We start from the raw sequence: 11,356 nt of genomic DNA, 5'->3' as shown, positions 1-11,356 counted from the left end.
CTTAGGACTCAGGCGATTTTATTTCCAAATCCCCGGATTGCGCGGCCTATCGGCCCCCCAAAGGCCGTGCTATCGGCGGAATGTGCCACCAGGCCGGGAGCAATCGGCGCACCTGTGGGCGAGCGAAGCGATCGTCGATGAGGTAGACCACGCCGCGATCCTCGCGCGTGCGGATGACCCGCCCCGCCGCTTGCACGACTTTCTGCAGGCCGGGATATAGATAGGTGTAGTCGTGCCCCGCGCCGAACAGGCTGTCCATGCGCTGCCGCAGTTGTTCGTTCACCGGGTTGAGTTGCGGCAGGCCCAGGGTGGCGACGAAGGCCCCGACGAGGCGGTCGCCCGGCAAATCGATGCCCTCGCCAAAGGCGCCTCCCAGGACGGCGAAACCGATGCCCTGTCCCAATAGCGTGAAGCGTTCCAGGAAAGCCTGCCGTTCCGCCTCGTCCATGCGCCGCGACTGGAGCCATACCGGGATACACGGATGCGTCCGGACGAAGTGCTCCGCTACCCGTTGCAGGTAATCGAAGCTGCTGAAGAAGGCCAGGTAGTTACCCGGCCGCTCGGCGAATTGCACCGCCATCAGGTCGACGATGGGCGCCACCGAGGCTTCGCGATGCTGGAAGCGGGTGGAGACCTGGTCGACGATCCGGATCACCAATTGCTCCGCTGCGAACGGGGAGGTCACGTCGACCCAGGGGCTCCCGGCAGGCAGGCCGAGCAAGTCGCGGTAGTAGTGTCGCGGGCCGAAGGTGGCGGAGAACAAGGTGGTCGTGTGGGCAGCGGCCAGGCGCGGCGCGAGGAATGGCGCCGGCACCACGTTGCGCAGGCAGAGACGCCCCGCCACGCCACGCGTTCCCGGCCGCAGGCTGAGGTCGCACAAGGAATGCCGGTCGTAGGTCTCGGCCAGCCGGCAGAAGTGGATCGCCTCGAAGTAGAAGGTCTGCACGGCTGCCGGCAGCAGACCGGCCTGCTCGTTGAAGTATTCGCCGATGGCGGCGATGGCCTTCTGTAGCGCGGCGAGCAAGCCGGCCGGCAACGTCTCATGGGTCTGATAAGGAAGCGATTGTGCCTTGTTGAGCGCGGTCCACTGCCGGGCGACACGCTCCAAGGGTTTCTTCAGGACGGCCGGGGCCTCGCGGCGCAAGGCGAGCAGGTCGCCCTGATCGAGCGTCGCGCTGTACATGCCGCGGGCGCGCTCCACGAGGTTGTGCGCCTCGTCGACCAACACCCCGACACGCCACTGGTTGGCCAGGGTCAGGCCATAGAGCATGGCGTTGAGGTCGAAGTAGTAGTTGTAGTCGCCCACCACGACGTCGCACCAGCGCGCCAGCTCCTGGCTCAGGTAATAAGGGCACACCCCATGGGCCAGGGCCACCGCGCGCACGCCTGCGCGGTCGAGCCAGGCCTGGCGCAAGGCCTCCGCTCGCGCGGCCGGCAGCCGGTCGTAGAAGCCGCGCGCCAGGGGGCAGGCGTCGCCGTGGCAGGCCTTGTCCGGGTGCTCGCAGGCTTTGTCCCGCGCCACCAGCTCCAGCACCCGCAGGGGCACGTCGCCGCCAAGGCTGCGCAGCGCGTGCAGCGCCAGTTGCCGACCGGGGGTCTTGGCGGTGAGGAAGAACAGGGTATCGAGCCGCTGTCCGGGAACCGCCTTGAGCAGCGGAAACAGCGTGCCGAGGGTCTTGCCGATCCCGGTCGGCGCCTGGGCCTGCAAGCAACAACCGGTGCTCGCGGCCTTGTAGACCGCCTCGGCCAGTTGCCGCTGCCCGCTGCGGAAGTCCGCATGGGGAAAGGCCAGCTCGCGCATGGCCTGGTCGCGACGGGCACGGTGCGCCAGTTCCTGTTCGGCCCAGGCGAGAAAGCGTTCGCACTGCAACTCGAAGAACGCCTTCAACGACTCGGCGCTGCAATCCTCGTGCAGCAGGGTCTCGCGCTGGCTGAGGATATCGAAGTACACCAGCGTGACCCGCACCTGTGGCAACTCGAGGCTCTGGCACAGCAGCCAGCCGTAGATCTTCGCCTGGGCCCAGTGCAGCGCGCGGTGGTTGGCCGGCATCCGCACGAGGTCGCCGCGATGGGTCTTCACCTCTTCCAGGCGGTTGGCGACCGGATCGTAGCCATCGGCCCGGCCGCGGACTTCCAGGTGGCGATAGCGGCCGCTCAGGGCCAGCTCGCTGCGGTAGCCCTCGCCACGCCGGGCGGCCACCACGCCGTGGCCGGCGATCCCTTCCTGGGCGGTGGGCGACGGGGTGAAGCGCAGGTCGAGGTCGCCCGCCTTGGCGGTGAACTCGCACAGGGCGCGGACCGCCACCCGGTAGTTCATGCGGCCGCCTCGTCCCAGCGCACGTAGCAGACCGCGACCGGCATGGCGTGCCGCACGCAGAAGTCCAGCCAGCGCAATTGGTTGTCCTGCAGGCGGTCGCCCGGCCCTTTCACCTCGATCATCCGGTAGCGGTTCTCCTCCGGCCAGAACTGGATGAGGTCGGGCAGGCCGGCGCGATTGGCCTGGAGGTCGAGCAGCATGCGCTCGAACCAGTGACGCAAGTGCTCGGCGGGCAGGCAGGCGAGCGCCTGCTCGAGGAGGACGTCGTCCAGCGCCTGCCAGTGCACGAAGGGCGACTGGATACCGTACTTGTCGCGGTAGGTGCGGCGCAGCGCCTCCCGGTATTCACCGCTGTCCAGGCGTGCCAGGCAGCGTTCGAAGAGCGGCGCGCGGCGCGGGTGGAAGTCCGCCGCGAGCAGGTCCGCCGGGCCGCTGTGGAAGGGATGGAAAAACGCCCCCGGCAAGGCAGCGAACACCGCTTCCCAGCAGAGCAGGCCGAACAGCGAGACGATCAGGGTGTTCTCCACGTAATGCACCGGCGCTTCCGGCCGCGCCAAGTGCTCCCGCACCAGCCACTCGACGCCGGGGGCGCCGGCGGGGCGTGGCAGGCACAGGTCCAGGCGGGTCACCGCCGCAGCCGCGGGGCGCGGCTCGGGCGGTAGGCCGAGGCGGCGGCGCAGGCGCGGCAGGATGCGCATCAGCTGCTGACGTTCGGTCTCGCTTTCCGGCGCGGACAGGGCCTCGCGCGCGCGGGCGAAGGCATCGGCGTGGCGTTCGCTGCGCTCGAGCACGCGAATCGCCCGCACCCGCGCCCCCGGATAGGCGCTCCCGTCATAGAGCGCCAGGGCCCGCGCCCAGTCGCCGAGCCGTTCACAGCGCTGGCCGAGGAGAAACCCGAGCTTGGCCCGGCGGGTTTCGATCCAGGGGTTGGCGCAGGGCCTGTCGGGCAGGTCGGCGAACAGCCGGTCCGGGGCTTCCCCGGCCTCCAGGCGTTCGCGGCAGCGGTGCAGGTACAGGTAGTCGTCGAGGTCCTGGCGTCGGCTGAAGCCACGGGAGGTTTCGGACAGTTCGACGCTTTCGTAGCGATGGATGCCCAGGTCGGCGAGCACGAAGGTGGACCAGTCCTGCCGCAGGTTGCCGAAGAAGATCAGGCGCAGGCGCTCGCACATCGGCGCGGCGCTCAATAGATAGAAGGCGTCGCCGGGGAACGCCGGCCATTCGCGGGCGCGGCGCGGATCGCCGAAATCGCCACGCAGGCCCTCCAGCACCTCGGCCTTGCGCGCCGAGGCCAGGCGCGCGGGCAGGGCGAACGCCTGGATGAGTTCGGCTTTCTTCAGCAAGCCGCCCAGTTCGTCCAGGCTCAGCAGCGGGTCTTCGTCGAGCCAGCCGTGCTCGACCAGGGTCACGGCCGCCGCCAGCGGGCAGCCGATCTCGGCGTAGCACAGCTTGCTGGCGCGGAAGTGCGCGCCCTTGCGCATGGCCATGCGCACGAACAGCGCGCGGGCGGCCTGGGGCAGACCCGGGAAGCGGTCGAGGAAGTCGCGTTCCTCGGCATCGAGGAGATCGGCGTAACGGCCGCCGATCCAGTCGAGGGCTCGCTGGAAGTTGGACAGATAGTAGAAGGGATCCGGAAGCGGCTCGGACATCGCGGCGGTTCGGCTGGGTGGCGTCGATACGGTGCGGCACCTTCGACAGGCACCGCGACGGCTGTACATTTATACAGACGCCGCCGGCAGCGGCAAATCCTATTCGATCAGCGGCTGGCGTCGGCGCTGCAGACCGCCCTGCCGTCCTCGCGTCCTGTCACGCGGCATCCACCCGACGACGCCACCCCCGGGCGACCAGCCGTGCCCGAGGCCGCTCTCCGGCGAGCAAGGCGTCGATCAGCGACGGAGCGGCGCGCGATGCCCCCTCGTCGTCCGCTCGAGGCCGTGGGACGCCCGCCTAAATCACCGCGGCGTCGAGGAGTTGCGCGATCTGTGCTTCCTCCAGGCCCAGCCAGTCCTGCAACACCTCGCGGGTGTGCTCGCCCAGCAACGGCGGCGCATGGCGGTAGGTCACCGGGGTCTCCGAAAGGCGGATCGGGCTGGCCACCTGGGGCACGCTGCCCGCCAGCGGGTGGGGCATGTCGACCCGCAGGCCGCGGGCGAGGACCTGGGGATCGGCGAACACCTGGGCGAGGTCGTTGATCGGCCCGCAGGGCACGCCGGCGATCTCCAGGGCTGCGACCCACTCGGCGGTGGTCTTGAACACCGTGGCCTGGCGGATCAGCGGGATCAGCACGTCGCGGTGGGCCACCCGCGCCTTGTTGGTGGCGAAGCGCGGGTCGTCGGCCCATTCGGGATGGCCCGCCACCTCGCAGAACTTGCGGAACTGGCCGTCGTTGCCGACGGTGAGGATGAAGTCGCCGTCGGCGGTGGGGAAATCCTGGTACGGCACGATGTTCGGGTGGGCGTTGCCCAGGCGCCGGGGCGGCGTGCCGGTGGTCAGGTAGTTGAGCGACTGGTTGGCCAGGCAGGCGACCTGCACGTCGAGCAGCGCCATGTCGATGTGCTGGCCGATGCCGCTCTGCTCGCGATGGTTCAGCGCGGCCAGGACCGCGGTGGCCGAATACAGGCCGGTGAGGATATCGGTGAGCGCCACGCCGACCTTCACCGGGCCGGCGCCCTCCTCGTCGTCGGCGCGCCCGGTCAGGCTCATCAGGCCGCCGAGGCCCTGGATCATGAAATCGTAGCCGGCGCGCTTGGCGTAGGGCCCGGTCTGGCCGAAGCCGGTGATGGAGCAATAGATCAGCCGTGGGTTGAGCGCCTTCAGCGCGGGGTAGTCGAGGCCATAGGCGGCGAGCCCGCCGACCTTGAAGTTTTCCAGCACCACGTCGGCCTTGGCCGCCAGCTCACGCACGATGCGCTGCCCTTCGGGCTGGGTGAAATCCACGGTCACCGATTTCTTGTTGCGATTGGCCGACAGGTAGTAGGACGCCTCGCGGGTGTCGCGCCCTTCGCGGTCCTTGAGGAACGGCGGGCCCCAGGCGCGGGTGTCGTCGCCGCTGCCGGGGCGTTCGACCTTGATCACCTCGGCGCCCAGGTCGGCGAGGATCTGCCCGGCCCAGGGTCCGGCGAGCACGCGGGACAGGTCGAGGACACGGATATGCGACAGCGCGCCGGACATGGCGGATTCCCCTGTGGAGTGGGATGACGGTGGAAAACGCGGTGCGTGTCCCACCCTGCGAAGACGAACGGGCCGGCCGCCGGGCGGCCGGCGCGAACTCAGAAGAACGCCTGGATCCCGGTCTGCGCGCGGCCGAGGATCAGCGCGTGCACGTCATGGGTGCCCTCGTAGGTGTTCACCACTTCCAGGTTGACCAAGTGGCGGGCCACGCCGAACTCGTCGGAGATGCCGTTGCCGCCGAGCATGTCGCGGGCCAGGCGGGCGACGTCGAGGGCCTTGCCGCAGCTGTTGCGCTTCATCAGCGAGGTGATTTCCACCGCGGCGGTGCCTTCGTCCTTCATCCGGCCGAGGCGCAGGCAGCCTTGCAGCGCCAGGGTGATCTCGGTCTGCATGTCGGCCAGTTTCTTCTGGATCAACTGGTTGGCCGCCAGCGGACGGCCGAACTGCTGGCGATCCAGGGTGTACTGGCGCGCGGTGTGCCAGCAGAACTCGGCGGCGCCCAGGGCGCCCCAGGAAATGCCGTAGCGCGCCGAGTTCAGGCAGGTGAAGGGGCCGCGCAGGCCGCGTACCTCGGGGAAGATGTTGTCCTCGGGGACGAACACGTTGTCCATGACGATCTCGCCGGTGATCGAGGCGCGCAGGCCGACCTTGCCGTGGATCGCCGGGGCGCTCAGGCCCTCCCAGCCTTTTTCCAGGACGAAGCCGCGGATGTCGCCGGCGTCGTCCTTGGCCCAGACCACGAACACATCGGCGATCGGGCTGTTGGTGATCCACATCTTGCTGCCGGAAACGCGGTAGCCGCCGTCGACCTTCTTCGCCCGGGTGACCATGGAGCCCGGGTCGGAACCGTGGTTGGGTTCGGTCAGGCCGAAGCAGCCGATCCATTCGCCGCTGGCGAGCTTGGGCAGGTACTTCTGCTTCTGCGCTTCGCTGCCGAACTCGTTGATCGGCACCATCACCAGGGACGACTGCACGCTCATCATCGAGCGGTAGCCGGAGTCGATGCGCTCGACCTCGCGGGCGATCAGGCCGTAGCAGACGTAGTTCAGCCCGCTGCCGCCGTAGGCTTCGGGGATGGTCGCGCCGAGCAGGCCGGTCTCGCCCATCTCGCGGAAGATCGCCGGGTCGGTGCGTTCGTGGCGGAAGGCCTCCAGCACCCGCGGGGCCAGTTTGTCCTGGGCGAACTGGGCGGCGCTGTCGCGCACCATGCGTTCTTCTTCGGTCAGTTGCTGATCGAGCAGCAGGGGGTCGATCCAGTTGAAGCTTGCCTTGGCCATCGCGAAAACCTCGAGCGTGCGAACAGGGAACGGAGGGCAACCGCGGGGCGCGGGCCGATCCGACGACGTGATGGGGCGATGCTAGGCCGCAGGGCCGGAGGGGGCAAACGAGGATTTCGCAACCAGTTGTGCGTTATGCTCACTCCGGAATCCCTTCGCGCGACCTGTTTCCCCTTCCACAAGTGAGGCCACCGCATAGATGCGCCGGAAAATTCCCAGCACGGCCGCCCTGATCGCGTTCGAGTCGGCGGCCCGCCACGAAAGCTTCACCAAGGCCGCGGAAGAACTCGCCCTGACCCAGAGCGCGGTGTGCCGACAAATCGCCAGCCTGGAAGAGTTCCTCGGCCTGGCGCTGTTCCGCCGGTCGCGCCGGGGGGTCAAGCTCAGCGAGGCGGGGCTGGCCTATTCGCGGCGCATCGCCACCCAGCTGGATGCGGTGGAGCGCGACACCTTGGCGGTGATGGGCCAGCAGGGCGCGATGGCCATCGAGCTGGCGGTGGTGCCCACCTTCGGCACCCAATGGCTGCTGCCGCGGCTGAAGGATTTCCAGCGCCTGCACCCGGAAGTGACGGTGCACCTGACCAACCGCACGCGGCCCTTCCTGTTCGCCGACACCGAGTTCGACGCCGCGCTGTATTTCGGCGACGCCGACTGGTCGGGCACCGAATCGCACTTCCTGATGCACGAATACCCGTTGCCGGTGTGCAGCCCGGCGCTGCTGGAAGGCCGCGCCCACCTCGACGCGACGCGGATCGCCAGCCTGCCGCTGCTGCAACAGAGCACCCGCCGCTACGCCTGGCGGCAGTGGTTCGGCGCCCAGGGCCTGAACGTGCCACGCGACCTCAGCGGCCCGCGCTACGAGTTGTTCTCCATGCTCGCCCAGGCCGCCATGCACGAAATGGGCGTGGCGCTGATCCCGCCCTTCCTGATCGAGCGGGAGCTGGCCGAGGGCCGGCTGGTGGTGGCTTCGCCGCAGAGCTTCCACAGCGACAAGGCCTATTACCTGATCATCCCCGAACGCAAGGTGGAGTCCGCCGCGCTGCGCGCCTTCCGCGACTGGCTGCTGGAACAGGCACGGGACTACCGCGCGGAGTCCGCCACGGCCTGAAGGCGCGCCGCGGGCGCCGTCGCTGTCACCCTGGGTAGCAACCGCGCGCACGGGGTGTAGGGGAGTGTCAGCGGCGCGCCGGGCGTGGCGCCGCCGGCCGCGCCGGCGCGCCGCGCTCACCCTCTCGGGTGACCCCGAAATCGCCCGTTCAGGCAGTTATGGGGCGCGGACCGGCTGATTAGCATGGGGCCTCCACCCACCCCGTCACTGGAGCGCCGCATGACAACAAGAACAATGCGCGGAATCTTCCATCCCCGGACCCTGGCGATCGCCACCGCCCTGGCCGGCTCGTCCCCGGCATTCGCCGTCACCTTCAACATCGGCGAGATCGAAGGGCAATTCGACTCGCAACTGTCGGTGGGCGCCAGCTGGGCGACCCGCGCCGGCGACAAGGACTACATCTCCACCGCCAGCGGCGGCAACGCGTCGTCGCGCACCTCCGACGACGGCCGCCTGAACTTCAAGCGCGGCGAGACCTTCTCGAAGATCTTCAAGGGCATCCACGACCTGGAACTGAAGTACGGCGACACCGGGGTGTTCGTGCGCGGCAAGTACTGGTACGACTTCGAGCTGAAGGACGAGCACCGCGAGTACTACGACATCGACGACCACAACCGCAAGGAAGGCGCCAAGTCCTCCGGCGCGCAGATCCTCGACGCCTTCGTCTACCACAACTACAGCCTCGGCGAGCTGCCCGGCAGCGTGCGCGCCGGCAAGCAGGTGGTGAGCTGGGGCGAAAGCACCTTCATCGGCAACGGCATCAACTCGATCAACCCGGTCGACGTCTCCGCCTTCCGCCGCCCCGGCGCGGAGATCAAGGAAGGCCTGATCCCGGTGAACATGCTGTACCTGTCCCAGAGCCTCAGCGACAGCCTGTCGGTGGAGGCCTTCTACCAACTGGAATGGGACCAGACGGTGGCGGACAACTGCGGCACCTTCTTCTCCACCTCGGACGTGGTGGCCGATGGCTGCAGCGATCGCCTGGTAGTGTCGGGCCCCGACCTGCCGCCGGGGGTGTCGCGCAACACCGGCGCCGCCGGCGACGACATCTACATCCCCCGCGCCGGCGACCGCGACGCCCGCGACAGCGGCCAGTTCGGCCTGGCGCTGCGCTGGTACGTGCCGGAGCTGAACGACACCGAGCTGGGCGCCTACGCGATGAACTACCACAGCCGCGGCCCGGTGTTCAGCACCATCCGCACCACCACACCCTCGCCGGCGTTCATCCCCGGCGCGCCGAACGCCCGCTACTTCATCGAATACCCGGAGGACATCCGCCTCTACGGCCTGAGCTTCCAGACCACCCTCGGCAGCACCTCGGTGGCCGGCGAAGTCAGCTACCGGCCGAACATGCCGTTGCAGATCAACTCCACCGACCTGTCGTTCGGCGCCCTCGGCCTGGGTTTCTCGCCGATCTTCGAGTCCGGCCATTCGGCCAACGTCTCCGGCGCCGACCTGCACGGCTACGCGCGCAAACCGGTGACCCAGGCCCAGGTGACCGCCACCCACTTCGTCGACCAGGTGCTCGGCGCCAACCGCCTGACGCTGATCGGCGAGGTCGGCTACAACCACATCTCCGGCCTCAGCGACGACGTCGGCGAACTGCGCTTCGGCCGCGACCCCATCTACGGTCCCGGCCAGCTCTCCAACAGCGCGGTGTGCGCCGCGTTCAACGCCGCCAACCCGGACGAATGCAACGACGACGGCTTCTACACCCGCAATTCCTGGGGCTATCGCATGCGCGCCAGCCTGGAGTACCCGGACGTGATCGCCGGGGTCAACTTCACCCCCAACCTGGCCTGGTCCCACGACGTCGAGGGCTACGGGCCGAACTTCAGCGAGGGCGCCAAGGCCCTCAGCCTCGGGCTCAACCTGGAATATCGCAACACCTACACGGCCAGCATCAGCTATACCGATTTCTTCGGCGGCGATTACAACCCCGTCACGGATCGCGATTTCCTCGCCGTCAGCTTTGGCGTCAACTTCTGAGGTAATGGAGCAGACATGCATACGACTCGAATCCCCACCCCGACCCTGCGACTCTTCCAGGGCGGCGCCCTGGCGCTGACCCTGCTCGCCGGCAGCGCGATGGCCGCGGTTTCCCCCGAGGAAGCCGCCAAGCTCGGCACCAGCCTCACCCCGGTGGGCGCCGAAAAGGCCGGCAACGCCGACGGCTCGATCCCCGAATGGACCGGCGGCCTGCCGAAGAACGCCGGCGCGGTGGACGCCAAGGGCTTCCTCGCCGACCCCTTCGCCGCGGAAAAACCGCTGTTCACCATCACCGCGCAGAATGTCGAGCAGTACAAGGACAAGCTCTCCGACGGCCAGCAGGCGATGTTCAAGCGCTACCCCGAGACCTACCGCATGCCGGTGTACCCGAGCCACCGCACGGTGGCCCTGCCGGACAGCATCTACGCGGCGATCAAGCAGAGCGCGCTGAACGTGCAACCGATCAACGACGGCAACGGCCTGGCCAACTTCGAGAAGAGCCGCTACTACGCCTTCCCGATTCCGAAGAACGGCGTCGAGGTGCTGTGGAACCACGTCACCCGCTACCGCGGCGGCAACCTCAAGCGCACCATCATCCAGGCCACGCCGCAGACCAACGGCAGCTTCACGCCGATCCGCTTCGAGGAGGAGGTGGCCTTCCCCCAGGAAATCGCCGACCTGGACCAGAGCAAGGCCTCGAACATCCTCACCTACTTCAAGCAGCGGGTGACCGCGCCTTCGCGCCTGGCCGGCAACGTCCTGCTGGTCCACGAGACCCTCGACCAGGTCAAGGAGCCGCGCCTGGCGTGGATCTACAACGCCGGCCAGCGCCGCGTACGGCGCGCCCCGCAGGTGGCCTACGACGGCCCCGGCACCGCCGCCGACGGCCTGCGCACCTCGGACAACTTCGACATGTTCTCCGGCGCGCCGGACCGCTATGACTGGAAGCTGGTCGGCAAGCGCGAGATGTACATCCCCTACAACGCCTACAAGCTGGACTCGCCGTCGCTCAAGTACGACGACGTGATCAAGGCCGGCCACATCAACCAGGACCTGACCCGCTATGAACTGCACCGCGTCTGGGAAGTGATCGGCACGGTGAAGAGCGGCGAGCGGCACATCTACGCCAAGCGCCACATGTTCATCGACGAGGACAGCTGGCAGGTGGCGCTGGTCGATCACTACGACGGCCGCGGCGCGCTGTGGCGGGTCGCCGAGGGTCACCAGCAGTTCTACTACGACCATCAGGTGCCGGCCTACACCCTGGAAGCGCTGTACGACATCATCGGCGGCCGCTACCTGGCCCTGGGCATGAAGAACGAGGAGAAGCACAGCTTCGAGTTCGGCTTCAAGGCTTCCGCCGCCGACTACACGCCCGCCGCGCTGCGCAACGACGGCATCCGCTGACCTCCCCGCGCCGCCGACCCGGCGGCGCGACTCCCCTCCGAGCCCGCCCGCGCCCTCCCGCGCGGCGGGCCGCTGCCCCTCCCCGGGGCA

General features: G+C 68.5%; 7 protein-coding genes. 3 read left to right on the top strand and 4 right to left on the bottom strand.

Annotation, left to right across the window (positions count from 1 at the left end):
- Positions 1-46: 46 nt before the first annotated feature.
- From OGL92_RS20525 to OGL92_RS20510, 4 genes are all read right to left on the bottom strand, one after another.
- Positions 47-2,317, bottom strand: coding sequence for an ATP-dependent DNA helicase (locus OGL92_RS20525; RefSeq protein WP_263147342.1), 2,271 nt, complete (start codon positions 2,315-2,317; stop codon positions 47-49).
- Entirely contained in the window at positions 2,314-3,963 is a 1,650-nt protein-coding gene (locus tag OGL92_RS20520) for a VRR-NUC domain-containing protein (protein WP_263147339.1), read from the bottom strand. Before OGL92_RS20520 ends, OGL92_RS20525 begins: the two co-directional genes overlap by 4 nt.
- A 298-nt stretch (positions 3,964-4,261) precedes the next feature.
- On the bottom strand, positions 4,262-5,485 hold the full coding sequence (locus tag OGL92_RS20515; RefSeq protein ID WP_263147336.1) for a CaiB/BaiF CoA-transferase family protein: 1,224 nt from the start codon (positions 5,483-5,485) through the stop codon (positions 4,262-4,264).
- Positions 5,486-5,583: 98 nt separating this feature from the next.
- On the bottom strand, positions 5,584-6,762 hold the full coding sequence (locus OGL92_RS20510) for an acyl-CoA dehydrogenase (protein WP_263147333.1): 1,179 nt from the start codon (positions 6,760-6,762) through the stop codon (positions 5,584-5,586).
- A 199-nt stretch (positions 6,763-6,961) separates the two neighbouring features.
- Here OGL92_RS20510 and OGL92_RS20505 point away from each other — a divergent pair, with 199 nt between their 5' ends.
- The 3 genes from OGL92_RS20505 to OGL92_RS20495 all read left to right on the top strand — a co-directional run bounded on the left by OGL92_RS20505 (position 6,962) and on the right by OGL92_RS20495 (position 11,266).
- Complete coding sequence (locus tag OGL92_RS20505) at positions 6,962-7,870, top strand: LysR family transcriptional regulator (protein WP_263147330.1); 909 nt, start codon at positions 6,962-6,964, stop codon at positions 7,868-7,870.
- Positions 7,871-8,089: 219 nt separating this feature from the next.
- Positions 8,090-9,859: a DUF1302 domain-containing protein gene (locus OGL92_RS20500; RefSeq protein ID WP_263147327.1), complete on the top strand. Its 1,770-nt coding sequence runs from the start codon at positions 8,090-8,092 to the stop codon at positions 9,857-9,859.
- A 15-nt stretch (positions 9,860-9,874) separates the two neighbouring features.
- Positions 9,875-11,266, top strand: a complete 1,392-nt coding sequence (locus tag OGL92_RS20495) for a DUF1329 domain-containing protein (RefSeq protein ID WP_263147325.1) — start codon at positions 9,875-9,877, stop codon at positions 11,264-11,266.
- Positions 11,267-11,356 lie beyond the last annotated feature (90 nt).

This window comes from Pseudomonas sp. RIT-PI-AD (genome assembly GCF_025642785.1).
Classification (GTDB): domain Bacteria; phylum Pseudomonadota; class Gammaproteobacteria; order Pseudomonadales; family Pseudomonadaceae; genus Pseudomonas_T.
This window is presented reverse-complemented; position numbering and strand designations above follow the sequence as displayed.

Excerpts from the sequence above, each read along its gene's own strand:
- OGL92_RS20515 (WP_263147336.1), bottom strand. The coding sequence starts at position 5,485 with ATGTCCGGCGCGCTGTCGCATATCCGTGTCCTCGACCTGTCCCGCGTG.
- OGL92_RS20510 (WP_263147333.1), bottom strand. The coding sequence starts at position 6,762 with ATGGCCAAGGCAAGCTTCAACTGGATCGACCCCCTGCTGCTCGATCAG.
- OGL92_RS20505 (WP_263147330.1), top strand. The coding sequence starts at position 6,962 with ATGCGCCGGAAAATTCCCAGCACGGCCGCCCTGATCGCGTTCGAGTCG.
- OGL92_RS20520 (WP_263147339.1), bottom strand. The coding sequence starts at position 3,963 with ATGTCCGAGCCGCTTCCGGATCCCTTCTACTATCTGTCCAACTTCCAG.
- OGL92_RS20495 (WP_263147325.1), top strand. The coding sequence starts at position 9,875 with ATGCATACGACTCGAATCCCCACCCCGACCCTGCGACTCTTCCAGGGC.
- OGL92_RS20500 (WP_263147327.1), top strand. The coding sequence starts at position 8,090 with ATGACAACAAGAACAATGCGCGGAATCTTCCATCCCCGGACCCTGGCG.
- OGL92_RS20525 (WP_263147342.1), bottom strand. The coding sequence starts at position 2,317 with ATGAACTACCGGGTGGCGGTCCGCGCCCTGTGCGAGTTCACCGCCAAG.